Origin of the sequence: Flavobacterium sp., from assembly GCF_041911335.1 — a bacterium.
Taxonomy (GTDB): Bacteria; Bacteroidota; Bacteroidia; order Flavobacteriales; family Flavobacteriaceae; genus Flavobacterium.
This window is the reverse complement of the sequence record NZ_JAYRPD010000035.1, coordinates 72,304-96,361: the sequence shown is the minus strand read 5'-3', so window position 1 is coordinate 96,361 and position 24,058 is coordinate 72,304. Positions and strand designations below refer to the sequence as shown.

The window sequence follows — 24,058 nt, the reverse complement described above, 5'->3', positions numbered from 1 at the left end:
ACTAAAAACCTTTTCAACTTCGTAACTTTGTAGTCCAGTTATTTTTTAAAAATGATGTATCCAAAAATTCCTTTAGCGCAAAGCATAATCGAAATTTGCCAACAAAAAGGAGTCCAACATATCGTAATTTCACCTGGTTCGCGTAATGCTCCTTTGACTATTGGATTTACTAATAATCCGTTTTTCAAATGTTACAGTATTGCTGATGAACGTTGTGCTGCATTTTTTGCTTTGGGAATTGCCCAACAAATTCAGAAACCTGTTGCTGTTGTTTGTACTTCGGGTTCCGCTGTTTTGAATTATTATCCTGCGGTTGCAGAAGCGTTTTATAGTCAAATTCCGTTAGTAGTTATTTCTGCGGACAGACCACAAAATAAGATTGATATTGGCGACGGGCAAACGATTCGTCAAGAAAACGTATTGGGAAATCATTCTTTGTACAATGCGAATTTACGTGAAGATACCTCTGCTGAAAACGATAATCACATTCAAATGGCGTTGCATGTTGCGGTTACCCAAAAAGGGCCGGTTCATATCAATGCACCATTCGAAGAACCGTTGTATGAAACGGTTTCCGAATTACAAGTAAACCCCGAAATTATCGAATTTATTACTGAAGATGAACATTTTTCTCTCGGTAATAACACAAAAGAAACTTGGAACAAAGCCACTAAGAAATTGGTTTTAGTAGGAGAGTTGTTTCCAAATTCAGTAGAGCAAAAATATTTGGATATTTTAGCGAATGACCCAAGTGTGGTGGTCTTAACGGAAAAAACATCCAATTTGCATCATCCGTCATTTATAGATCAGATTGATACTTTGATTACGCCATTTTCAGAAGATGATTTCAAAACGTTTCAACCAAAAATTTTATTGACTTTTGGTGGAATGGTCGTTTCTAAACGTATTAAAGCGTTTTTAAGAAAGTACAAACCTACTCATCATTGGCATGTTGATACATTACGTGCTTACGATACTTTTGGTGCGTTAACCAATCATTTTGAAGTTGCAATCAATCCTTTTTTCAAGGAATTACTAGAGGTAAATTCAGTTGAAAGTAACTACAAATCCAATATTGCGGAAATTTGGAAAGATAGAGTTGTGAAACATCAAGCCTATTCGAAACAAATTCCGTTTTCTGATTTTAAAGTATTCGATTTTATATGTCAAAATATTCCAGCGAATATCCAATTACAAGTTAGTAACAGTTCGGCAATTCGTTATTTGCAATTGTTTGATTTAGATAAAAGTGTTCAAGTGTTTTGCAATCGTGGTACAAGTGGTATTGATGGAAGTACTTCAACTGCCATCGGAGCAGCATTAGTTTCTGATTTGCCTACAATGTTAATTACAGGTGATATCAGTTTTTTATACGATAGTAACGCTTTGTGGAACAATTATATTCCAAAAAACTTCAAAATCATTTTATTAAACAATAGTGGTGGTGGGATTTTTAGAATTTTACCAGGTCATCAAGAAACCGAAACGTTCAATACCTATTTTGAAACTTCACACCAATTAAACGCTTCTCATTTAGCTAAAATGTATGGATTAGATTATTTTGAAGCGAATGATGAAATTACATTACAACAACAATATTCAGCTTTCCTAAATCAAAATGAAAAACCAAGTATTTTAGAAGTTTTCACACCAGAAAAAGAGAATAATTGGATTTTATTAGCGTTTTTTAGAGAGTTGAAGTAATTTTTTTGGTTTAAGAAATCATATAAAAGACTTTTTTTGGCGTTACAAGATTTAATTTTACTCTTTTTCCAATTGTGATAATTAATTTTTAACTTTTCTGAACGAGAATAGTTGATTTGATAAGTTTTAGAAATTCATTTGATATTATTGTATTTTCATAAAATTCTCATTATTTACCCAAATTTGTAAGTCTGTAAATGTTTGTTTGCAGGCTTTCTGTTTAATATGATATTGTGTTATATGAGGAAAGTTTTTTTTTATTGAAATAGAATTATGTTTTATTTTATGATTTAAGAGAATTCTATTTACATTCTCGAGCTCATTTAATCTTTTTATTATAATTTTTCTTTATTTCATTTTAATATTTTAAACTTTTTTTCTAAACATGATTTTTATCATGTTAAAGGATGTTTTTGTCCTTTAATTTTGACCTATAAAATGATAGTAACGAAACTATTATTGATACCAATATTTAAAACTAATTTTTCTACCATGAGTAATTTTATTAAAAAAGTTCTTGTATTGTGTGTGGCTTGTGCGGCAAGTATCGCATGTAAACAGAACGGTGACTCAACAACCAATTATGCCGATATTGCAGTTGGTGATGAAATGATTGCAGAATTAACAGCGCCTCCATTTGTACCAAAACCTGTCGGAGATCGTCCTGCTAAAAAATTAATTGTAAACATGGAAATTAAAGAAATCGAAGGAGAAATGGCCGACGGTGTTAAATATGTTTACTGGACTTTTGGTGGTAGTGTACCAGGAAGTTTTATTAGAACTAGAGTAGGTGATGAAGTAGAATTTACGTTAAAAAATCATCCAGACAACAAATTGCCTCACAACATCGATTTACATGCCGTTACAGGTCCAGGTGGTGGAGCTGCTTCTTCTCTAGTAGCGCCAGGACATGAAAAAACTTTTAATTTCAAATGTATCAATCCAGGATTATATGTGTACCACTGTGCTACAGCTCCTGTAGGGATGCATATCGCGAACGGTATGTACGGTTTAATTTTGGTAGAGCCAGAAGGTGGTTTACCTCCTGTTGATAAAGAATACTACGTAATGCAAGGGGATTTCTATACGAAAGGAAAGTACGGAGAACCTGGAATGCAACCTTTCGATATGACAAAAGCTGTTGATGAGCACGCGGATTATGTTGTATTTAATGGTAAAGTTGGGGCTTTAACAGGTGAAAAAGCTTTAACGGCTAAAGTAGGAGAAACAGTTAGAATTTATATGGGTAACGGTGGACCAAATTTAGTTTCTTCCTTCCACGTTATTGGAGAAATTTTTGATAAAGTTCACATTGAAGGTGGTGACATGATTAATAAAAATGTCCAAACAACTTTGATTCCTGCTGGAGGTTCTGCAATTGTAGAGTTCAAAGTAGACGTTCCAGGAACTTTAATTCTAGTGGATCACTCAATCTTCAGAGCGTTCAATAAAGGAGCATTGGGAATGTTAAAAGTAGAAGGTGCTGAGAATGCTAAAATTTATTCAGGTACAACCCAAGAAGGAATTTATCACCCAGAAGGTGGAACGATTCAAAACATGCCAAAATCAGGTAATGGAAAAGAAGTGGTAGTCAACAAAACGTTAGACCAACAAATTACAGATGGTAAAAACATTTATTCAAGAACTTGTTTTGCTTGTCACCAATCTGAAGGTCAAGGAATTCCTGCAGCGTTCCCACCATTAGCAAAATCAGATTACTTAAACGCCGATCCAAATAGAGCCATTAATGCAGTTCTTCACGGATTAAGTGGTGAGATCACAGTAAATGGTAAAAAATACAATTCGGTGATGACGAGTCAAAACCTTACCGATCAAGAGATTTCGGATGTTTTAACCTACATATATAACAGTTGGGGTAATAACAAAACAAAAGTAACCCCAGAAATGGTTAAAACACAAAGAGCAAAACCAGCGCCTAAAGTAAAAGATATGCACGAATAATAATCAAATAAATAGAGTAAATACAAAATGAAAAAAATAGTATTGAGTGCCATCGCACTTATCGTAACCGGAACTTTAATCAGTTTTAAATTACCAACAACCAAAACATCTGAAGTAGTTGCATTTCAGGATGGAAATAAAGGAAAAGCAATTTATAACAAAACTTGTGTGGCTTGTCATCAGGCAAACGGACAAGGAATTCCAAATGCATTTCCTCCTTTAGCCAAATCCGATTACTTAAATAAAGATGTTAACAGAGCTATTCGTGCTGTAATTCACGGTTTAAACGGTCCAATCACAGTTAATGGAAAAAAATACAATAGTGCTATGACAAGTCAGGGATTAAATGACCAACAAGTAGCGGATGTACTGACTTATGTTTACAGCAGTTGGGGTAACAATAAAACAAAAGTTACGCCCGCAATGGTAAAAGCACAAAGAGGTAAAAAATAAGACTAAACCTTAAACAAACTGAAGAATGGAAGCTCAATTTATGAAACGATTTCACTACTGCCTAATTTTATTATCTTGGGTTTCCATTTCTTTTTCTCAGGTGCCCAAGGATATGGTAACCATTGGAGCAGGGAGTTACGTTCCGTTATATGGAACAACAGATAAGAAACCAGTGTTCATCAAATCCTTTTTGTTAGATGTATATCCGGTTACGAATCAGGAATATTTAGAATTTTTGAAAAAAAATCCGAATTACAGAAAATCAAAAATCAAACGCCTTTTTGCAAATACAACTTATTTATCAGAATGGAATGGTGATTTAAGTTTCGGACAATTAAATGCAAATGCACCTGTAACTAATATTTCTTGGTTTGCTGCGAAAGAATATTGCGAATGTCAAGGTAAAAGATTAGCCACTTTAGACGAATGGGAATATGTAGCTATGGCCGATGAGAAACGAAAAGACGCTCGTTCAAGAGAAGAATTCAATAAATACATCTTGAGTTGGTACGAAAAAAACAAAACCTACAACAATTCCGTAGGAAAAACATTCAAGAATTACTGGGGCGTTTACGATATGCACGGATTAGTTTGGGAATGGACTTTCGATTTCAATAGCATCTTTTTATCAGGAGAATCTAGAAAAGATAAAGACACCGATAAAGATTTGTTCTGCGGAAGTGGTTCTGTCAATGCTACTGATTTAATGAATTATGCCGCTTTTATGCGTTACGCTTTCCGAGGCAGTATAAAAGCAAACTATACTACAAAAAATTTAGGTTTCCGATGTGCCAAAAACATCGCTAATTGAGTTTTCAATTAAAAAAAATAGTCATGAAATCGCCACAAATTCTTCTTTTGCGTAAGCAAAAATCATTATAAAAAAAGGCGATAACATATGTTACCAATAATAAATAAAATTTCAACATATGAAAAAGATAATTTTATTCGTAATTGCTTCCCTTTTATTAATCGGATGTAATTCAAAAGAAGAAAAACAAGGCATAAAAGATAAACCTATAACCGATTTATCAATTTACAACTTGCCTGAAAAATGGACCAATCAAGACGGAAAAGATATTGAACTAAAAGAATTAAGAGGAAAAGTTCTTGTTATGGTGATGATTTACACTTCTTGCAAAGCCGCTTGTCCAAGATTAGTTGCCGATATGCGAAATATTGAAGAACGAATTCCCGAAGAATACAAAGACAAAGTACAATTGGTTTTAGTAAGTATTGATCCAACAGTGGATACTCCAAAACGATTAAAAGATTTCTCTATCGAAAATAAAATGACAGGAAATCAATGGGTTTTCTTGCGTTCAAATGAAGAAAATACCAGAGAGTTCGCAGCAGTTCTAGCCGTAAATTATAAAAAAATATCTCCGATAGATTTCTCACATTCCAATATTATCAGTGTATTTAATGCGGAAGGCGAGTTGGCATTCCAACAAGAAGGCTTAGGAGTTAGTTACGATAAAACGGTTTCAAAAATCAAAGAAGAAGCAGCTAAAGTAGAGTAGTGGCTTCCCCCAAAAAAAACAATAAAACATGAAACTTCAAAATAAAATGCTAGTTGCAGTTGCTTTTGCAATTTCAACTGTAGGTTCTTTTGCTCAAGAGTTAGAAGTCAACCTACAACTACGACCACGTTTTGAATACCGAAATGGTTTTAAAGAATTAATGAAAGACGATTTCTATCCCACTTCGTTTGTTTCCCAACGTTCAAGAATGAATTTCTTCTACAAGCAAGAAAAATTCAAAGCCAATGTATCGTTTCAAAACGTTAGAGTTTGGGGCGATGTGGCTACAACTTCTCCATCGGATAAACACGGAGTAGCGTTATTCGAATCTTGGATTTCGTATGATTTCAATACGAATTGGACCGCTAAATTTGGTCGACAAGTGCTTTCTTATGACAATCAAAGAATTCTAGGTGGAATCGATTGGCTCCAACAAGGACAAAGTCACGATGCTGTTTTGGTTACAAACAAGAAAAATGGCTACCAATTGGATTTCGGAGCAGCGTTAAATAATAACAATGAAGTTTTGTACGAATCGGGTTATGTGACAAACTATAAAAACATGCAGTTCATTTGGTTCAACCAAAAATTTTCTAAACTTAGTTTGAGCTTTTTAGCATTGAATAATGGTTATCAATATGAAAATTTAGTAGAAAATAAATTCCAAGTTGCCTATTTGCAATCCATCGGAACTTATGGAAAATGGGATGTTTCAAAATTTTATGGTGATTTCGGTTTGTATGCTCAAGTGGGTGAAGCTGCTGTAACTAATGATAAAGTTGATGTTGGTGCTTATTATGCGGGATTTAATTTGGGATATAAATTCACCAATCCTTTCAAAGCCGAATTAGGTTTCGAATATTTATCCGGAAAAGATCAAAATGATACGGATACAAAAGTAAAATCGTTCACACCTTTATTTGGAACCAATCACGGATTTAATGGTTTAATGGATTATTTCTATGTAGGAAATCATAAAAATTCGGTTGGATTACAAGATTTGTACACCAAATTCATTTACGATAAAAATAAATGGCAAGTTACGTTATCGCCACACCTTTTTTACAGCGCTGCATCGGTTTACAACATGGCTACTTTAGAAGAACAAGATAGTTATTTAGGTACAGAAATCGATTTAACAGCTATTTATAAAATGGATAAAAACTTTGTAATTTCTGGAGGTGTTTCAAAAATGTTTGCCAGCGATACTATGGAAGTTTTAAAAGGTGGAAATAACAACAATTGTAACAATTGGGCATGGGTAATGGTTTCATTTAATCCGCAATTGTTTACTTACAAAAAATAGATTAATTATAAATGGGTTATTTTTAATTAAAAAAGGACTGCTAATTATTTTAGCAGTCCTTTTACTTTAAAAAGAGTCGCTCTGTTTACCCAAACGACTCCGTTTAAAAACCTAATTAACTAATAAAACTTATCTTGTAAAACAATGGCACTTGGAAACAAAATATTATTTTCTAAATGAATGTGCGCATGTAAATCCGCTTCAAATTCTTGTAACATTTGATAGGTTACTTTGTACGTGTTGCAAGCATCTGCTGGGGGAGTGTAGTTGTTTGATAATTCTACAATTTTTTCAAATCGTTCGCCTTCATTTTCATGTTCTTCCATCATCATGGCAATTGGATTAGCTACAGAACCAAATCCAGGATTGTTGATAGGTGTGTTATTTCGACTAGCCTCTACCATTTTCTTGATAAAAGGAAACAGAATTAACTCTTCTTTTTTCATGTGTTGCGTTAATTCATCCGCACTTCTTTTGAATAATTTTTTAATCTCAAAAAGTTCTGGATGTTGAGCGCCATGTACTTGTTCCAATTTAAGTAAAAACGATAGCAATTGTGGAATTTTTTCTTCCACATAACGATGGTGTTTTTTCTCAATATAATCAATCAACAAATCCAATTCCCAAGATTTAAAATCGATTCCTTGATTGTTGTTGTTTGCCGTAACACGTTCTAATTCTTCTAAAAGCGCATATTTATCAATGCCTTTTTTTGCACATACTTCATCGATTGTTCGGTTCCCTTTACAACAAAAATCGATACCTAACTGACTGAAAACACCTGCAGTTCTATAATCATCTGCTACTATGTTTCCCACTGTTTTGTTTGAATCTATTACCATAATAATGTATTGTTTGAATAAAAGACAAATTTATCCTTAATTTATTTTTTATAGTATGATTTGAATCATAACGAATGTTTTTTTTTGGCAGTTATTTTGTACATAATTAAAGGATAAAAATATCCTTTATAATTTCTAACTAATATCTAAAATATGTTATCAAAATCACAAGCACGAGCATTTTTTTTAGGAGGAACCGTAGTAACCTTTTTAGTCTTTATTGGCTTAACTATTTACTCGTTCATGCCTAAAAATGATCAAACTTATCATGATAAGATTGATGCAAAAGTTATTCGAGGAAAGGAAATCTGGGAATCGAATAATTGTATGGGTTGTCATACCATACTGGGTGAAGGAGGCTACTACGCTCCAGAACTTACCAAAGTAATCGAAAGAAGAGGAGAAGGCTACGTAAAAGCTGTTTTACAATCGCCAGTTCCTTGGGGACCAAAAGGCAGAAAAATGGTAAAATATGAAATGAACGACGCCGATGCCGAAGCCATGATTGCTTACTTCAAATGGATTGGAAACATTGATTTGAATGGTTTTGATCGCGTGGTTTCCCCTTTAGCTAAAGAAGAATAATCCAAAATTTAGTATCATGAAATATAAATCACAAAAAGTAGCGTATTGGTTCTTTGGATTATGCATGTTATTATTTGCATTACAAATTATCTATGGTTTTATTATGGGCTTTGCCCGAATTGGAATGGATGGTCTTCACGATTTTATTCCGTTCAATACAGCAAGAGCTGTTCACACGAATTTATTAGTAGTTTGGTTATTAACCGGTTTTATGGGAGCCGCTTATTATATCATTCCTGAAGAAGCACAAAGAGAATTAGTCAATGTGAAATTGGCTTATGTACAGTTGATTTCATTAGCAGTAGTTGGAGTTTTAGCTATCGTTGGCTATCACTTTAATATTTGGGAAGGAAGAAAATTCCTTGAAATTCCAAGAGAATTAGACTTTTTAGTAGTGGTAAACGTATTATTATTCTTAGGATTAATCCTTACCACTTTATACAAAGCAGAACGTAGAACTACAACAGCATTAGTTTTAACCATGGGATTGGTTTTTGCTGCTTTATTATACTTACCGGGTATGATTTGGTTCGATAGCCAAGTAACCGATTCATTCTTCCGTTGGTGGGTAGTGCATTTATGGGTTGAAGGTGTATGGGAACTAATCATGGGAGGTATTTTATCATACTTATTAATCAAACTTACTGGTGTTGATAGAGAAGTTATTGAGAAATGGTTATATGTAATTGTTGGTTTGACATTCCTTTCAGGTTTATTAGGAACGGGTCACCATTATTATTATATCGGAGTAAATAAAATTTGGCTAATCGTTGGAGGTATTTTCTCTGCATTAGAACCATTAGCCTTCTTAGCTATGGCATTATTCGCAGTGTATATGTATCGAAAAGGAGAAAAATCACATCCAAATAAAATTGCGTTATTCTGGACAATCGGAGCTTCTATCGTATCTTTCATTGGAGCTGGATTGTTAGGATTTGCACACACTTTACCACAAACCAACATTTACACGCACGGAACTTTAGTAACAGCCATGCACGGTCACTATGCATTCTGGGGAGCTTATGCCATGATTGTTTTAGCAATTATCAGTTATGCAATGCCTAATATGACAGGAAGAAAATTATTTGACAGTTCAAGAGGTCATATGGCGTTTTGGTTGTCTAATATTGGAATGTTAGGAATGACAGTAGCTTTTGGTGTAGCAGGTGTAGCCCAAGTATATCTAGAACGTAAAATGAAAATGGATTTCATGGATGTTCAAAACGAAATCAGTATTCACTTTGTCGTATTGTTGCTTTGTGCCACATTATTTACAACCGGAATTACCTTATACATTTTAGAGTTTATCAAATACGGTAAACCTACAGATGAAGCTCTTGTAAAAGAATAGTTATTAATTATTAAGGGTTAGAATTACACAATTAATAACCAGCCGAGACCAATTGCCCAGAGTTGTCGCTGCCCGCTTTTGGTTTCGGTTTTTTCAAAAATAAATTGCCATGATAGTAACAGAAAAAACCATATTTTATAAAGCAGTAGGTGCTGAAATTGAAATTTTCAATCAAATCAACCAATTGCGATTGCCTTTATTATTGAAAGGTCCAACCGGCTCTGGAAAGTCTCGCTTCGTAGAATATATGGCGAATGAAGTAAACAAAACATTAGTCACCGTAAGTTGTCACGAAGAAACTTCAGCAACCGATTTAATTGGACGTTTTATCATCAAAGGAGCCGAAACCATTTGGATTGACGGACCTTTATCAATTGCCGTAAAAAACGGATATATTTTATATTTAGATGAGGTTGCCGAAGCACGTCCTGATGTCATCGTAGCCATTCACTCCTTAACCGATCATAGAAGAGAACTTTTCATTGATAAATTAGGAGAAACCATTAAAGCACATCCCGATTTTCTTTTAGTTGCTTCGTTTAATCCAGGATATCAAAAAGGATTCAAAGAATTGAAACCTTCTACTCGTCAACGATTTGTAGCACTTTCATTCGATTATCCAAATCCAAAAATTGAAGCCGAAATTTTAATTAATGAAACCGGAATTCAAGCCGATATCGCTCAAAAATTAGTAGCAATCGGAACAAAAATTAGAAATCTTACCGAGTTGGGTCTAACCGAAACCGTTTCCACTCGATTATTAGTGGACGCCGCGAAACTTATCAATAATGGATTACCAAAACGATTAGCCGTTCATGTTGCCGTTGTTGAACCTTTAACAGACGAGCAAGAAACCATTCAAGCTTTAAACGATTTGTGCGATTTAATGATTTAAAGATTTGAGTTATGGGCTTAGAATTAGACGAAATTATCTATAAAAAAGTACTCAAATACTTTAAAAACAAGCGACTGAATGATGTTGAAATCCTTAGCCGTCAAATCAACTTATCGGATATCAAACCGCGATTGACTCTTTTTGCTAGAGCCATTTCTGGTGCGCCAATCGAAATTTTTCCAGCCGAACGCGAAGGCGGTTACAAAAACAAAAACTTCTTTCTTCCAATAAATTGTTCGCTGTTCCCAACAAAAGAAGAAAACCTGAAATTTTATTTTTTCAGAACGGTGTATTTGAGTATTCAAAAACAACTGAATTTGAATTGGGATAACCAAGATAATTCACACGAACTTTCTTTGGAAAAAGCTAACGAAACCGCACCATTGGTTTTAGAAAAAATGTTTCAGGATTATCCATCCATGCAAGAATTTTATTTTGATGCAGTTCCAAAATTACCTGTTAATAAAAAAGACCAATTCATTGATTACTCTTGGTTGTACGGAAAATGGATGAAAAACACACCCGAAATTGAAGCCGAAAATGTATTGCAAAATTTCGATAGTAATACCAAGAAAATAAAAAACAATGTCGTAGCCGAAACCACACTTCATGCGAAAGCCGTTGAAGAAATTGAATCACTTACTATCGACAAAAAACAACAAGAAGATTACGTATTAATGCACAGTTTCGAGAAAATAGAAACGGCAGAAGAATTCAACGGAAATTGGCGCGATTTTGATGGAAAAGACGATTTAAAAGACCATCAAGAAGCCTTGGAAGAAATGAACATGCGATTCACCGTGCGTGTTGATGATATGGTGCATTCTGTATATCAAGCGGATTTTGTTGAAAATACTTCCATTGCCGAAAGTGCTGAGGTCGATGAAAAAGGCTTTCATTTAAAATACGACGAGTGGGATTTTAAAAAACGAAATTACTTGATTGATTTCTGTAAAGTGTATCCAAAAACCCAACTCAAAACCCACGCAACTTATTATAAAAATACGATGGCGATGTACAAAACCACTTTAAATGGTTTACGAAAAATGCTTACCAGCGTAAATAATAAAATGCAACAACAACGAAGACAATTACAAGGTGACGCTTTCGATTTAGACGCATTAACCGATTTATATACTGATATTCATTCTGGAAAATCGCCAGACGAACGCATTTATTTATCTCAAAGAAAGAAAAACAAAGATCTTGCGATTTTAGTTTTGTTAGACATTAGTCTTTCAAGTGACGGTTATGCCGCAGGAAATCGTGTGATTGATGTAGAGAAAGAAGTTTCTATTTTATTTGGCGAAATTCTACATGAGTTCGACATCGATTTTGCGATTGACGGATTTTATTCCAAAACCAGAAATTTCACGACTTATCTCACTTTGAAAGATTTCAACGAAAGTTGGAACAAAGCCAAACATAAAATCGGAGCTGTTGAGCCTAATGGTTATACTCGAATTGGTCCCGCATTACGTCACGCTGGCGCACGAATGGATCAATTGGATGCTAAAAATAAATGGATTATCGTGCTTTCCGATGGAAAACCAAACGATTACGATAAATACGAAGGACAACACGGTATTCAAGACATCAAACAAGCGTTGCGAGAATTGAATGAACGAAAAATCAATTCGTATGCTTTAGCTATCGAAGCGCAAGCCAAATATTATTTACCGCAAATGTTCGGTCAAAATCATTATCAAATATTAACGTCTCCTGAAGCTTTACTAAAATCATTGGTAAAACTTTATGAGAAAATCAAACATCAATAAAATGGAAACAGCAGAAACACATACAAAAGTAATGGAAGGTCATCCTATTCATACGTATTTCGTAGAGACCGATTTGATTCACCAATTACTGGAAGAAGTAAATGCCATTCATCCAAAAGAAGAATTTCAAAAATTTTACAATGTTTTCAATCATTTAGCAATGGTTGAACGACGCTTTGAACGAAAAGAAAATCAATTATTTCCGTTTTTAGAACAAAAAGGTTGGACAGGGCCTTCTCGCAATATGTGGTCGTTTCACGATACGATTAGAGAAATGTTTCGCATTGTTAGAAAAAATTTAGAAGACCAAGATTTTACTTCTGCAAAACACAACACCAATTTAATTTCTCAAAATTTATATCGTTTGTTAGAAGTAGAAGAAAACGTGTTGTTTCCCAATGCTTTAGATATGTTATCAGATGAAGATTGGATTAAAATGCGAAAAGGAGAAGACGAAATTGGTTGGATGTTATCAGAAGCACCACCAAAATTTCCAAAAGAATCCGAATACATTCATCCTTCTCAAGATACAGAACGCAGAACGGATGTGGTTTTCAACGAAAATGCAGCGCATTATGATGAGGGCTTTATGACAATTGAACAAGTAAACTTACTTTTCAAAACCTTACCCATCGATTTAACTTATGTTGATGAAAACGATAAAGTAATTTTCTACAATCGAGGTGAAGAACGCGTGTTTCCAAGAAGTGCTGGAATTATTGGTAGGGAAGTTCGTTTTTGTCATCCACCCAAAAGTGTGGATACTGTTTTGCAAATTTTAGAAGCGTTTAGAAAAGGCGAGCAAAACGAAGCTTCTTTCTGGATTAATTATAAAGAGCGCCTGATTTACATTCGCTATTTTGCAGTTAGAGATACACAAAAAAGATACAAAGGGGTAATTGAAATGTCGCAAGATATTACAGATATCAAGCAAATTGATGGTGAAAAACGATTGTTAGAATGGAAATAAAAGCAAAATCAATCTATTATCCGCCTGGAGGCATTTTAATTTGGATCATCATTTATTTGGAACTCATCACATTCGGGATGGCAATTTTAGCCTTAGCGTATTACGGTTCGGAAGAGCGTGAATTGTTTCACAACAGTAGCTTAAAATTGAACAAAACAATAGGAACGATAAATACAATTCTATTGTTAACCAGTGGCTTTTTTGTAGCTAAAGGGATTCATTTTTTTAAAGCCGCTAACATTAAAAAGGCATTGTTTTATTTCAATTGGGCAATGGTTGGAGGTTTCGGATTTTTAGTTTTAAAATCATTTGAATACTACGAAAAATTACAAGCCGGATTGCACATGGATTACAATTCGTTTTTTAGATTTTATTGGTTATTAACGGGTTTTCATTTTATACATGTTTTGGTGGGATTGGTAATCTTATTAGTAATTACATTTTCCATCAGAAAAAAACAAACCGAAGCATCCTTTGAAGACATCGAAGCTAGTGCCAGTTTTTGGCACATGTGCGATTTAATTTGGTTGCTTTTATTCCCGGTTCTTTATTTACTTTTTTAAATGTAAGATTATGAAAGACACTATTTCTTCTACGTTTATTTTGTTGTTAGCACTGACTGTAATTGCTGCTTTTTTAGCATTAAATGTAAGTGCAGAAATTATGGCAACAACGGTTGTTACTTTAGCTTTAATTAAGTTTTGGTTAGTAGCTTTTCAGTTTATGGAATTAAAAAAGGCACATGCTTTTTGGAAATATTTGATATTAGGTTTTGGTGGTTTAATGGGAATTATTTTAGTTATTTTACTTTAAATTCTTCCAATTTTCAAAGCATGATAATAATCATATATTAATCTGAAGGATTGTATTTTCTTTGTCACTATTTATTTTGTTAAGAGATAAATGGAATTCAAAAATTAACCAAGAAAAAAATATGACTTTACAAAAAAACGTACACACTTTTCACATTCCTGTTATGGGATTGGCGTTCACTATTGATAGTCCAGTGCGAGTGGCTCAATATGGAATCGATTCTGTAATTTCGATTATGGATGACGATTTGATTGAAAAAATGACTGCTTTTTATGCTGAAAAATTTAAGCAACCTTATGAAGAAATCTCGCAAAAAGTAGAAGATTTTAGAACCAAAAGAATCACCAATTATTTGAATTTACTCGATACAATTGTTACTCAAAAATTCGAAAGTTTCAAATCGGAATTGATTGAAAAAAGAACCCAATTAGAGGATTTCATCGCCATTTTGCCTACAACTTCAGAATTGAAAATCAAATTAGAACATTTAATCGATTCGGGAAAAAACAATATGATGGAATTAAAAACAATTCTTGACCATCATTTTGCAGCAGGAAGCATTGATGTGAATATCATGACGAAAATCGACAAAGATAATTTTAGTAACGACGAACAATTGCCAGTAATGTACAACGATGCGCATGCAGCTCTAAGAGGTTTTGTAAACAGTACCACAAATTCATCCGTAGTTTTTTCTGCTGGAATGAATCCGAGACTGTACAGTTACATGGAAACTTTCGATGCTTTTTATCCAAATGCAAACGGACAATTTCAGAAGAAAATCATTTTGAAAGTAAGCGATTTTCGTTCGGCGATGATTCAAGGAAATTATCTGGCTAAGAAAGGACTTTGGGTTTCCGAATATCGAATCGAGTCAGGTTTAAATTGTGGCGGACATGCATTTGCTACTGATGGTTTTTTATTAGGCCCAATTTTGGAAGAATTCAAAAACAAAAAAGACGAGTTGATTCAATCGGCCTATTCGCTATTGACAAATGCTTTAGCTTCAAAAAATAAGGAAGTACCAAACGAACCTCCTGTTTTAAAAATCACAGTTCAAGGAGGAGTAGGGACAGCAGAAGAACATCAGTTTTTATTAGACCATTATCAAGTGGATGCTGTGGGTTGGGGTTCACCATTTCTTTTAGTTCCAGAAGCTACTTCAGTGGATGCAGAAACTAGAAAATTATTGGCTGATGCAAAAGAAAAAGATTTGTATTTAAGCAACATTTCGCCTCTTGGAGTTCCGTTCAACACAATTAAAGGAATGACAAATGATTTTTTTAAAAGCCAACGCATTGCTTCGGGAAAAGCAGGAAGTTCTTGCCCAAAGAAATATTTAGCATTAAGCAAAGAATACAAAAAAGAAGGTACTTGTACTGCATCTAAAAAACATCAAGACAAGAAATTGGAAGAGTTAGAAGTAAAACGCAATAGTATTTCGTTCGAAAATTACACGAAAGAATACAATTCAATCACAGAAAAATCATGTTTGTGTGTGGGATTAGCAAATGCAAGTCATATCGAACTAGGAATTCCTATTAAAGGTCAAGCACAAGGTGTTGTGGTTTGTCCTGGTCCAAACATGGCTTATTTTTCTAGAGAATTTTCATTAAAAGAAATGATTCAACATATTTATGGAAAGAAAGAAATCGAAAATCATACCGTTAGACCCAATATGTTTGTGAAAGAATTAGGCTTGTATGTTTCGTATTTGTCCAATCAAATAAATGAAGCTTTTGAAATTACACCACAGCAAATAAAAAAATGGGAAACTTTTAAAACGAATCTTTTAAAAGGAATTGATTATTACAAATCTATTTTTCAAGAAAAGAATTCCAAAATTCAAAACGATATTTTACAATTGGAATTTCAATTAAACAAGTTAGAATTCAACACAATTTCTGTTTAAAATATAATTACTTAATACTGAGGGTTATTTAATTTTTATAAGTAGGTTTTTGCAAAAGGCTGTTTTCATTTTTTGGAAACAGCCTTTTTTGTTCAACAATTGTTAATAAAAAAGATAAAAATATCTTTTTTATGATTGTAATCATACTTTTAAAGCACTCAATTTCAGAAATTTGTAGTAATAATTTTAATATTAAAATATCATGAACAAATCAATTTTACTTGTTTTATCTCTTGCTTTAGCTGTAGCATGTGGTAAAAAAGAAGCATCTGCTGAAGATAATTATCAACCTGGTGGAGGTGAAGCAACAACAGAAGCTGCTGATCCGGCTTCGTATGATCCAAAACGTGGTGAAGGGAAATACGATACCGTTGAATTAGGAGCTACTTTAGATCAAGCTATGGCTGCTAAAGGGGAAGAAGTATCAGGTGTAAAATGTACATCGTGTCATAAAATGACAGATGAGAAACTAGTAGGTCCAGGATGGAAAGGCGTAACGGAAAGAAGAACCCCACAGTGGATTATGAACTTCATTACTAATCCAGATCCAATGATTGACAAAGATCCAGAAGTACAAGCGCAATTGGAAATTTGTTTGGTTCGTATGCCTAATCAAGGTATTTCAGATGAAGAAGCTAGAGGAATTCTAGAGTACATGCGTAAAAATGACGGAGTGAAATAAACGTAAAAGGGTATTGTGTTAAGTGAAAGTAATACGATACCTTAATTTAACTACATATATCATGAAAAATAAATTTGTACAGGCAATTTTAGTAATTGCCTTAGGAAGTGCTTTGGTAACTTCTTGTAAACCTAAAAGCTCAGGAGATGCTGTAAGTGGCGATGCTGCTGAGAAAGCGTATGTTGCACCAGGAAAATACGATGAGTTTTACAATTTCGTTTCAGGTGGTTTTAGTGGACAATTAAGTGTTTACGGATTACCAAGTGGACGTTTATTCCGAGTTATTCCTGTATTTTCGGTTGACCCAGAAAAAGGTTGGGGATACAGTGAAGAAACAAAACCAATGTTAAATACTTCTCACGGATTTGTGCCTTGGGACGATTTACATCACACTGAAATGTCTCAAACTAACGGTGAAGTTGACGGTCGTTGGGTTTTTGGGAATGCTAACAATACTCCTCGTATTGCTAGAATTGATTTGAAAACATTCAAAACGGCTGAAATTATTGAACTTCCAAACAGTGGAGGTAATCACTCTTCTCCATTCATTACAGAAAATACAGAATATGTGGTAGCGGGTACTCGTTTTAGTGTTCCTGCCGATTATTCTAATGGAGACGTTCCAATTAACACTTATAAAGAGAATTACAAAGGACACATCAGTTTTGTAAGTGTAGATAAAAAATCGGGAGAAATGGATTTGGCTTTCCAAATTGTAACTCCAGGTGTAAACTTTGACCTTTCGCATGCTGGTAAAGGAAAATCTCACGGATGGTTCTTCTTCTCTTGCTACAACACAGAACAAGCCAACACATTGTTAGAAGTAAATGCTTCTCAAAAAGATAAAGACTTTATCATGGCAGTGAACTGGAAAAAAGCAGAAGAGTACATCAAAGCTGGAAAAGGTAAAAAACAAAAAGTGAAATATGCACACAACACTTGGGATGAGCATACACACTCTGCAAAATCAGTTATGAAAGATGAAGTATTGGTTTTAGATGCTTCTGAATTAAAAGATATCTGTTACATGATTCCTTGTCCAAAATCACCTCACGGATGTGACGTTGACCCAACAGGTGAATTCATCGTAGGTTCAGGTAAATTAGCAGCATTGATTCCAGTATTTAGTTTTGATAAATTACAAGCTGCAATCAAAGGGAAAAAATTTGAAGGTAACTACGGAGGAATTCCAGTTATTAAATATGAAGAAGCTTTACATGGTGAAGTTCAAAAACCTGGTTTAGGGCCATTACATACCGAATTCGATGGAAAAGGAAATGCATATACTACATTCTTTGTTTCTTCTGAAGTAGTGAAATGGGATATCAAAACGTTAAAAGTATTAGACCGCGTTGCAACTTATTACTCAGTAGGTCACTTATGTATTCCTGGTGGAGATAGTAAAAAACCATTTGGAAAATACTTAGTAGCGTACAACAAAATTACTAAAGACCGTTATTTACCAACAGGTCCAGAGTTAGCACAATCAGCACAAATATTTGATATTAGTGGCGATAAAATGAAACTAATTTTAGATTTCCCAACTATTGGTGAGCCTCACTACGCGCAAGCAGCTCCGGCGGATTTAATTCGAAACAATGGTCAGTTGAAATTCTATAAATTAGACGATAACAAGCATCCTTACGCGACAAAAGGAGAAAAAGAAGCGAAAGTGGTTAGAGAAGGAAATAAAGTTCATGTATACATGACATCTATCCGATCTCACTTTGCTCCTGATAATATTGAAGGTGTATTCCTTGGCGATGAAGTATACTTCCACGTAACCAACTTAGAGCAAGATTGGGATGTACCACACGGATTCGCTATCAAAGGTGCTAACAATGGTGAATTGTTAATCATGCCTGGAGAAACTACAACATTAAAATGGGTTCCAGATAGAGTAGGAACGTTCCCATTCTACTGTACCGACTTCTGTAGTGCATTACACCAAGAAATGCAAGGATACATTAGAGTATCTCCAAAAGGTTCAAATGTTCCATTACAATTTAGTTTAGGAACAAACGTACCAGCAACAAAATAAATTTTTAACAAAAGGGGCAAAGTAACTTTTGTCCCTTTTTTAAACTCAATTGTATGGAAACTACAAAACTTGCTTTAGTTTCAAAAATCTTTTTATTTATCATCGCAGGATTGTTTATAGGCTCTTTATTCGTTCCTATGTGGCAAATTGATTTAGATGCGCCGCAATATCCTGAAGGATTAGTTTTAAAATTACATGCTAATAAAATTGGTGGTGATGTAGAAATCATAAATGGTTTAAATCATTACATCGGAATGGCAACTTTACATACCGAGAATTTTATCGAATTTAAAATTTTGCCGTACATCATTGGTGCTTTCGCATTGATTTCTATAGCTTTAATATTTATCAATAATAGAAAATTCGTATTAGCATTTTTCGCAACCTTTATACTTTTCGTTATCTTAGCAGGAGTAGATTTTTACCGCTGGAATTACGAATACGGACACAATTTAGATCCGAATGCTGCTATTAAAGTACCAGGAATGGCCTATCAACCCCCATTAATTGGATACAAACAATTATTGAATTTTGGAGCCTATTCAATTCCAGATATCGGAGGATGGATGTTAATTGGTGCAGGTCTAATGCTGTTTTACATTGTATTTAAAGAATTCAACTTATTCAAAAGAAAACAAACTATTTAGTTATGAAAAAGATTGTACTTTTATTTTCGTCGCTTTTTATGATTGCTTGCGTTTCTAACGAACCAAAACCAATTAAATTAAATGTAGATACTTGCGAATTTTGCAAAATGACTATTTCAAACGGAAAATTTGGAGCCGAATTGTTGACTAAAAAAGGACGCTACTACAAGTTTGATGATTTGTCTTGCATGTTGCTATACGCAAAAGAAAATGCGAATGTACAAGTACAATCTTTCTTTGTAAACGATTATGCAAAAGACAATACTTTAATTCCAGCCGAGCAAAGTTTTTACTTGCGCGGAGGTTCGATAAATTCTCCTATGCGAGGCAATTTTGCAGCATTTGCATCTGATAAAGACCAAGACAATTTTCAAAAACAACTTAATGCCAAAACGTTAACTTGGGAACAAGTTTTCACAATGTATTAATGAAAAAAATTAGTTTCATATTATTCCTTTTGTTTTTTTCAATTGGGAAAGCGGCTACTATTCAGGTAGGTGCTAACTTTCCAGTAAAGAAAATCAAGCAAGCCCTTGCATTAGCAAAAGATGGTGATACTGTCTTAGTACATTCGGGCATTTATAAAGAGGGAACGATTTTAATCAATAAAAAGATTTACTTTATTGGTAAGAACTTCCCTGTTTTAGATGGTCAGAATAAAAAAGAAGTGTTGTCCATCAACGCCAATGATGTAGTGGTAAAAGGATTTAAAGTTATAAATTCAGGTCACGCTGCTTTAAATGATCCTTGTGGAATTCGTGTTTATGATAAAAATAATGTCACGATTCAAGGGAACATTCTCGATAACAATTTCTTTGGAATTTACCTTCAAAACAGTACAAATTGTATCGTTAAGAATAACGTAATTAAAGCTTATGGTAAAGCCGAACAGTTAATCGGAAATGGAATTCACTGTTGGAAAAGTAATAATTTACAAATCATCGGAAATAAAATCACAGGTCATCGTGACGGCATTTATTTTGAATTCGTTACCCAATCGGTTATTTGGAGAAACATTGCGAACAATAACGTTCGTTACGGATTACATTTTATGTTTTCTAATGATGATGCTTACATAACCAATGTTTTCAAGAACAATGGAGCAGGAGTAGCTGTTATGTTTACCAAAAACGTGAAAATGTTTAATAATTATTTTGAGGAAAATTGGGGCGATTCGGCTTACGGATTGTTGCTGAAAGAAATCGCAGATAGTTATATTTTTAACAATCGTTTTGCTCGAAATACCTCGGGAATCTATATGGAAGGAACGTCTCGAATCAAAGTTGAGAAAAATAGTTTCGAATCGAACGGCTGGGGCATGAAAATCCAAGCTAGTTGTATGGAAAACGAAATCGTAAATAATAATTTCTTGAAAAACACTTTCGATATCAGTACCAATGGAAGTTTGGTTTTAAACACGTTCAATGCGAATTATTGGGACAAATATGAAGGTTATGATTTAGACAAAGATGGAATGGGTGATGTTCCGTATCATCCGCTAAGTTTGTTTGCCGTACTTACCGAAAATACACCTTCCGCCATGTTGCTCTATAGAAGTTTTATGATTACTCTGTTAGATAAATCTGAAAAAGTATTGCCCAGTATAACACCTGATAATTTTGTAGATAATAAGCCTTTAATGAAGTCACTGCCGCTATGATTGAGATAAAAGAATTGCAGAAAAAGTTTGGAAAATTTGAAGTTTTAAAGAACATCAATCTTTCTTGTAAAAAAGGAGAATGTATCGCTTTAATTGGTCCGAATGGTTGTGGAAAAACCACTTTGATAAAATCGGTTTTGGGAATGGTTTTACCCGATTCGGGTACGATTCATTTTAACGGAAATTCTGTTTTAGGTGAATATTTGTATCGCGAAAAAATTGGCTACATGCCACAAATTGGAAGATATCCCGATAACATGACAATTGGTCAAATTATCGAAATGATAAAAAAGATTCGAAATTCTTCGGATGATTTGGATGAAGATTTGCTACACGCTTTCGAATTAGAAAAAATGTTCGACAAACAAATGCGTACTTTATCTGGTGGAACTACACAAAAAGTAAGTGCTGTCCTAGCTTTTCTTTTTAATCCAGATGTGCTGATTTTAGACGAACCTACCGCTGGTTTAGATCCTTTAGCAGCTGAGGTTTTGAAAGAAAAAATCATCAAAGAGAAAGAAAAAGGAAAATTGATTTTGATTACGTCGCATTTACTAAGTGAATTGGACGATTTAATTACCGAAATCATTTTCATGCAAGAGGGGAAAGTACATTTTCATCAAAAAGTAGAAGAATTAAAAGAAACTACAGGTGAAGAGAAAATCTCAAAAGCAATTGCCAAAATTTTAAAGAACAAACAAAATGAACCGAATCATTAAAATCATATTATCCGACATTATCCGAAACAAAATTGTTTTGGCTTACACGCTGATTTTGTCTATTTTATCTTGGAGTTCTTTTGCTTTGGAAGATAATTCGGCAAAAGGTTTACTAACGATTTTGAATGTAATTTTATTCACAGTTCCGCTAGTTTCCATTTTGTTTGCTACGATTTATTTGTACAACAGTGCCGAATTTATTGAACTTTTACTAAGTCAACCCATCAAAAGAAGAAAAATTTGGCTGAGTTTGTTTTTCGGATTATCAACGGCGATGGTTTTGGCGTTTTTTATAGGTGCTGGAATTCCGTTGTTAGTCAATTCTCCTGATAGTGTTGGTTTTATGATGTTGCTAAATGGTTGTTTGATTTCCATAATTTTTGTCGCTTTGGCTTTCTTGAGTTCGATTTTAACCCGAGATAAAGCAAAAGGAATTGGTTTAGCGATAATGATTTGGTTGTATTTCGCACTATTATTCGACGGAATGGTTTTGTTTTTGCTCTTCCAATTAGCCGAATATCCTATCGAAAACATGATGGTTGGTATCACCGCTTTTAGTCCGATTGACTTAGCTCGAATTCAAATTCTCTTGCATTTAGATGTTTCCGCTATGATGGGATATACCGGTGCAATTTTTAAAGATTTTTTTGGCACAACGGCTGGATTGATAGTTTCGTTTGTTTTGTTGGCTTTGTGGGCAATTATTCCGTTTTTCATTTCGATGCGAAAATTCAATAAAAAAGACTTGTAATTTATATTTAATCAAATTACAAAATGAAAACAGATATTAGAAATAGAAAAGATATTGAACTTTTAGTCGATACCTTTTATGATAAAATCAAAACTGATGCAGTTATCGGTTTTCTGTTTACCGAAATTGCCAAAGTAAATTGGGAAACTCATTTGCCTAGAATGTACGATTTTTGGGAAAACATCTTGTTTTATACCGGAAATTACAACGGAAGTCCAATGCAAATCCATAAAGATTTACACAGCAAATGTCCGATGAAACCAGAACATTTTGAGCATTGGGTAATCGTATTCACCACAACAGTTGATGAATTATTCGAAGGCGAAAAAGCCATTGAAATCAAGGAAAGAGCACTCAATATTGCCAATGTTATCATGTATAAAACGTTAGCATAATGTATCATCATTTCTTATTAATCATCCATTTATTAGCTGCAACCGTTTGGATTGGTGGTCATCTTATTTTATCGACTCGTTATTTACCTGAAGCCATAAAAACTAAAGATTTAGAAAAATTAAAAGTTTTCAAAGATAAATTTGAACCCATTGGAATGCCATCATTAATTACGCTTGTGATTACCGGAGTTTTAATGGCGTATGATTATGATGTTACCATTACAAAATGGTTTTCTTTCTCAAACGGAATTGAAAAAGTAATTTCCATCAAACTTATTTTGTTTATTACTTCTTTAACATTAGCTATTTCTGCCCAACTTTTTATTTTTCCAAAACTTACGCCTAAACGATACCATTACGTTACAATTCTTATCATAGTAGTAACTCTGATTGCAATTTCAATGTTGGTTTTAGGATCTTTAATCCGATTAGGAGGGGTATAAAATAAAAAGCGTAAACTGTTAAAGTCTACGCTTTTTACCTTTATAAAAGATGAATTAATAATTGTTTTTTATTTTGGAAGTAAAACGTCGCCAATTACATGGATAATACCATTTGATGTTTCAATGGAAGCCACAATTTCGGAACCGTTTACGAATGTTTTTTCTCCTTGTTTAGTGATTTTTACTTTTCCACCAAACACCATATCAAACTCTTGTCCGTCTTGCATGTATTCTGCTTTCAACGAGCCTACATAAGTGTGATAGCCTAAAATGTTTTCTAAATCGCCTTTTTTCTCAGGTTTTAATAACCCTTCTACGGTTCCTGCAGGTAATTTATCAAAAGCAGCATTGGTTGGTGCAAATACAGTAAATGGTCCAGCGTTACTTAATGAAGTTACTAATCCTGCAGCTTTTACTGCTGTAACTAATGTAGTGTGATCTTTACTTCCAGCAGCGGTTTGCACAATGTTTGGATTTGATGTTGCATCCACAACATTTTCTTGTCCTCCAGTTGGTACTTCTGTAGATTCTGATGTTGGTTCAGATGCTGTTTCTTCGCCTTGTTTACATCCAAAGGTGATTAGTAAACTGGCTAACAATAAAGTTTTAATGGAATTTTTCATAAT

At 33.9% G+C, this 24,058-nt stretch carries 24 protein-coding genes and 1 pseudogene; 23 read left to right on the top strand and 2 right to left on the bottom strand.

Going from position 1 to position 24,058, the window contains the following annotated elements; translation table 11 throughout:
* Positions 1-51 precede the first annotated feature (51 nt).
* The 6 genes and pseudogenes from menD (at position 52) to ACE3PD_RS05050 (ending at position 6,948) form a co-directional block, all read left to right on the top strand.
* Entirely contained in the window at positions 52-1,704 is a 1,653-nt protein-coding gene (gene menD / locus ACE3PD_RS05075; RefSeq protein WP_374400175.1) for a 2-succinyl-5-enolpyruvyl-6-hydroxy-3-cyclohexene-1-carboxylic-acid synthase, read from the top strand.
* A gap of 492 nt (positions 1,705-2,196) precedes the next feature.
* The gene (nirK, locus tag ACE3PD_RS05070) at positions 2,197-3,666 is read left to right on the top strand and encodes a copper-containing nitrite reductase (protein ID WP_374400172.1); all 1,470 of its coding nucleotides are present in this window, start codon (positions 2,197-2,199) and stop codon (positions 3,664-3,666) included.
* Positions 3,667-3,807: 141 nt separating this feature from the next.
* Positions 3,808-4,119, top strand: a pseudogene (locus tag ACE3PD_RS05065) (cytochrome c); the annotation flags it as partial.
* Between the two features lie 25 nt (positions 4,120-4,144).
* Positions 4,145-4,930, top strand: a complete 786-nt coding sequence (locus ACE3PD_RS05060) for a formylglycine-generating enzyme family protein (protein ID WP_374400170.1) — start codon at positions 4,145-4,147, stop codon at positions 4,928-4,930.
* Between the two features lie 118 nt (positions 4,931-5,048).
* Positions 5,049-5,642: an SCO family protein gene (locus ACE3PD_RS05055; RefSeq protein WP_374400167.1), complete on the top strand. Its 594-nt coding sequence runs from the start codon at positions 5,049-5,051 to the stop codon at positions 5,640-5,642.
* A 28-nt stretch (positions 5,643-5,670) separates the two neighbouring features.
* On the top strand, positions 5,671-6,948 hold the full coding sequence (locus ACE3PD_RS05050; RefSeq protein ID WP_374400164.1) for an alginate export family protein: 1,278 nt from the start codon (positions 5,671-5,673) through the stop codon (positions 6,946-6,948).
* 119 nt (positions 6,949-7,067) lie between these two features.
* On the opposite strand, the gene ric is transcribed toward ACE3PD_RS05050, so the two are convergent.
* Positions 7,068-7,790, bottom strand: a complete 723-nt coding sequence (ric, locus tag ACE3PD_RS05045) for an iron-sulfur cluster repair di-iron protein (RefSeq protein ID WP_374400162.1) — start codon at positions 7,788-7,790, stop codon at positions 7,068-7,070.
* Positions 7,791-7,943: 153 nt separating this feature from the next.
* On the opposite strand from ric, the gene ACE3PD_RS05040 reads away from it, so the two are divergent.
* The 17 genes from ACE3PD_RS05040 (at position 7,944) to ACE3PD_RS04960 (ending at position 23,432) form a co-directional block, all read left to right on the top strand.
* Positions 7,944-8,375, top strand: a complete 432-nt coding sequence (locus ACE3PD_RS05040; protein WP_194097423.1) for a cytochrome c — start codon at positions 7,944-7,946, stop codon at positions 8,373-8,375.
* A gap of 16 nt (positions 8,376-8,391) precedes the next feature.
* A complete protein-coding gene (locus tag ACE3PD_RS05035; protein ID WP_374400158.1) occupies positions 8,392-9,726 on the top strand; it encodes a cbb3-type cytochrome c oxidase subunit I in 1,335 nt (444 codons plus the stop codon).
* A 109-nt stretch (positions 9,727-9,835) separates the two neighbouring features.
* On the top strand, positions 9,836-10,621 hold the full coding sequence (locus ACE3PD_RS05030; protein WP_374400156.1) for an AAA family ATPase: 786 nt from the start codon (positions 9,836-9,838) through the stop codon (positions 10,619-10,621).
* 11 nt (positions 10,622-10,632) lie between these two features.
* The gene (locus ACE3PD_RS05025) at positions 10,633-12,399 is read left to right on the top strand and encodes a nitric oxide reductase activation protein NorD (protein WP_374400153.1); all 1,767 of its coding nucleotides are present in this window, start codon (positions 10,633-10,635) and stop codon (positions 12,397-12,399) included.
* Positions 12,377-13,369: a DUF438 domain-containing protein gene (locus tag ACE3PD_RS05020; protein ID WP_374400151.1), complete on the top strand. Its 993-nt coding sequence runs from the start codon at positions 12,377-12,379 to the stop codon at positions 13,367-13,369. Before ACE3PD_RS05025 ends, ACE3PD_RS05020 begins: the two co-directional genes overlap by 23 nt.
* Positions 13,360-13,932 (top strand): cytochrome c oxidase subunit 3, encoded by a 573-nt coding sequence (locus ACE3PD_RS05015; protein ID WP_374400149.1) that lies wholly within the window; start codon positions 13,360-13,362, stop codon positions 13,930-13,932. The genes ACE3PD_RS05020 and ACE3PD_RS05015 overlap by 10 nt, the downstream gene beginning before the upstream one ends.
* A 10-nt stretch (positions 13,933-13,942) precedes the next feature.
* Complete coding sequence (locus tag ACE3PD_RS05010; RefSeq protein WP_374400146.1) at positions 13,943-14,182, top strand: cytochrome C oxidase subunit IV family protein; 240 nt, start codon at positions 13,943-13,945, stop codon at positions 14,180-14,182.
* Positions 14,183-14,303: 121 nt separating this feature from the next.
* A complete protein-coding gene (locus ACE3PD_RS05005) occupies positions 14,304-16,094 on the top strand; it encodes a hypothetical protein (protein ID WP_374400143.1) in 1,791 nt (596 codons plus the stop codon).
* 202 nt (positions 16,095-16,296) lie between these two features.
* Positions 16,297-16,776, top strand: coding sequence for a cytochrome c family protein (locus tag ACE3PD_RS05000; RefSeq protein WP_374400141.1), 480 nt, complete (start codon positions 16,297-16,299; stop codon positions 16,774-16,776).
* A gap of 61 nt (positions 16,777-16,837) precedes the next feature.
* Entirely contained in the window at positions 16,838-18,817 is a 1,980-nt protein-coding gene (gene nosZ / locus ACE3PD_RS04995) for a Sec-dependent nitrous-oxide reductase (protein WP_374400139.1), read from the top strand.
* A gap of 53 nt (positions 18,818-18,870) precedes the next feature.
* Positions 18,871-19,464 carry a hypothetical protein gene (locus ACE3PD_RS04990; protein WP_374400136.1) on the top strand — a complete coding sequence of 198 codons (594 nt, stop codon included), beginning with the start codon at positions 18,871-18,873 and terminating at the stop codon, positions 19,462-19,464.
* Positions 19,465-19,466: 2 nt separating this feature from the next.
* The gene (locus ACE3PD_RS04985; RefSeq protein WP_374400134.1) at positions 19,467-19,892 is read left to right on the top strand and encodes a nitrous oxide reductase accessory protein NosL; all 426 of its coding nucleotides are present in this window, start codon (positions 19,467-19,469) and stop codon (positions 19,890-19,892) included.
* On the top strand, positions 19,892-21,124 hold the full coding sequence (locus ACE3PD_RS04980) for a nitrous oxide reductase family maturation protein NosD (RefSeq protein ID WP_374400132.1): 1,233 nt from the start codon (positions 19,892-19,894) through the stop codon (positions 21,122-21,124). The genes ACE3PD_RS04985 and ACE3PD_RS04980 overlap by 1 nt, the downstream gene beginning before the upstream one ends.
* Positions 21,121-21,843, top strand: coding sequence for an ABC transporter ATP-binding protein (locus ACE3PD_RS04975; protein WP_374400130.1), 723 nt, complete (start codon positions 21,121-21,123; stop codon positions 21,841-21,843). The genes ACE3PD_RS04980 and ACE3PD_RS04975 overlap by 4 nt, the downstream gene beginning before the upstream one ends.
* Positions 21,827-22,594 (top strand): ABC transporter permease subunit, encoded by a 768-nt coding sequence (locus ACE3PD_RS04970; protein WP_374400128.1) that lies wholly within the window; start codon positions 21,827-21,829, stop codon positions 22,592-22,594. Before ACE3PD_RS04975 ends, ACE3PD_RS04970 begins: the two co-directional genes overlap by 17 nt.
* A gap of 23 nt (positions 22,595-22,617) precedes the next feature.
* Complete coding sequence (locus ACE3PD_RS04965) at positions 22,618-22,989, top strand: group III truncated hemoglobin (protein WP_374400126.1); 372 nt, start codon at positions 22,618-22,620, stop codon at positions 22,987-22,989.
* Positions 22,989-23,432, top strand: coding sequence for a copper resistance protein CopD (locus ACE3PD_RS04960; RefSeq protein ID WP_374400124.1), 444 nt, complete (start codon positions 22,989-22,991; stop codon positions 23,430-23,432). The genes ACE3PD_RS04965 and ACE3PD_RS04960 overlap by 1 nt, the downstream gene beginning before the upstream one ends.
* Positions 23,433-23,500: 68 nt before the next feature.
* Here ACE3PD_RS04960 and ACE3PD_RS04955 read toward each other — a convergent pair whose 3' ends face one another.
* Positions 23,501-24,055 (bottom strand): fasciclin domain-containing protein, encoded by a 555-nt coding sequence (locus ACE3PD_RS04955; protein WP_026726054.1) that lies wholly within the window; start codon positions 24,053-24,055, stop codon positions 23,501-23,503.
* Between the last annotated feature and the right edge of the window lie 3 nt (positions 24,056-24,058).

Excerpts from the sequence above, each read along its gene's own strand:
- menD (WP_374400175.1), top strand. The coding sequence starts at position 52 with ATGATGTATCCAAAAATTCCTTTAGCGCAAAGCATAATCGAAATTTGC.
- nirK (WP_374400172.1), top strand. The coding sequence starts at position 2,197 with ATGAGTAATTTTATTAAAAAAGTTCTTGTATTGTGTGTGGCTTGTGCG.
- ACE3PD_RS05060 (WP_374400170.1), top strand. The coding sequence starts at position 4,145 with ATGGAAGCTCAATTTATGAAACGATTTCACTACTGCCTAATTTTATTA.
- ACE3PD_RS05055 (WP_374400167.1), top strand. The coding sequence starts at position 5,049 with ATGAAAAAGATAATTTTATTCGTAATTGCTTCCCTTTTATTAATCGGA.
- ACE3PD_RS05050 (WP_374400164.1), top strand. The coding sequence starts at position 5,671 with ATGAAACTTCAAAATAAAATGCTAGTTGCAGTTGCTTTTGCAATTTCA.
- ric (WP_374400162.1), bottom strand. The coding sequence starts at position 7,790 with ATGGTAATAGATTCAAACAAAACAGTGGGAAACATAGTAGCAGATGAT.
- ACE3PD_RS05040 (WP_194097423.1), top strand. The coding sequence starts at position 7,944 with ATGTTATCAAAATCACAAGCACGAGCATTTTTTTTAGGAGGAACCGTA.
- ACE3PD_RS05035 (WP_374400158.1), top strand. The coding sequence starts at position 8,392 with ATGAAATATAAATCACAAAAAGTAGCGTATTGGTTCTTTGGATTATGC.
- ACE3PD_RS05030 (WP_374400156.1), top strand. The coding sequence starts at position 9,836 with ATGATAGTAACAGAAAAAACCATATTTTATAAAGCAGTAGGTGCTGAA.
- ACE3PD_RS05025 (WP_374400153.1), top strand. The coding sequence starts at position 10,633 with ATGGGCTTAGAATTAGACGAAATTATCTATAAAAAAGTACTCAAATAC.
- ACE3PD_RS05020 (WP_374400151.1), top strand. The coding sequence starts at position 12,377 with ATGAGAAAATCAAACATCAATAAAATGGAAACAGCAGAAACACATACA.
- ACE3PD_RS05015 (WP_374400149.1), top strand. The coding sequence starts at position 13,360 with ATGGAAATAAAAGCAAAATCAATCTATTATCCGCCTGGAGGCATTTTA.
- ACE3PD_RS05010 (WP_374400146.1), top strand. The coding sequence starts at position 13,943 with ATGAAAGACACTATTTCTTCTACGTTTATTTTGTTGTTAGCACTGACT.
- ACE3PD_RS05005 (WP_374400143.1), top strand. The coding sequence starts at position 14,304 with ATGACTTTACAAAAAAACGTACACACTTTTCACATTCCTGTTATGGGA.
- ACE3PD_RS05000 (WP_374400141.1), top strand. The coding sequence starts at position 16,297 with ATGAACAAATCAATTTTACTTGTTTTATCTCTTGCTTTAGCTGTAGCA.
- nosZ (WP_374400139.1), top strand. The coding sequence starts at position 16,838 with ATGAAAAATAAATTTGTACAGGCAATTTTAGTAATTGCCTTAGGAAGT.
- ACE3PD_RS04990 (WP_374400136.1), top strand. The coding sequence starts at position 18,871 with ATGGAAACTACAAAACTTGCTTTAGTTTCAAAAATCTTTTTATTTATC.
- ACE3PD_RS04985 (WP_374400134.1), top strand. The coding sequence starts at position 19,467 with ATGAAAAAGATTGTACTTTTATTTTCGTCGCTTTTTATGATTGCTTGC.
- ACE3PD_RS04980 (WP_374400132.1), top strand. The coding sequence starts at position 19,892 with ATGAAAAAAATTAGTTTCATATTATTCCTTTTGTTTTTTTCAATTGGG.
- ACE3PD_RS04975 (WP_374400130.1), top strand. The coding sequence starts at position 21,121 with ATGATTGAGATAAAAGAATTGCAGAAAAAGTTTGGAAAATTTGAAGTT.
- ACE3PD_RS04970 (WP_374400128.1), top strand. The coding sequence starts at position 21,827 with ATGAACCGAATCATTAAAATCATATTATCCGACATTATCCGAAACAAA.
- ACE3PD_RS04965 (WP_374400126.1), top strand. The coding sequence starts at position 22,618 with ATGAAAACAGATATTAGAAATAGAAAAGATATTGAACTTTTAGTCGAT.
- ACE3PD_RS04960 (WP_374400124.1), top strand. The coding sequence starts at position 22,989 with ATGTATCATCATTTCTTATTAATCATCCATTTATTAGCTGCAACCGTT.
- ACE3PD_RS04955 (WP_026726054.1), bottom strand. The coding sequence starts at position 24,055 with ATGAAAAATTCCATTAAAACTTTATTGTTAGCCAGTTTACTAATCACC.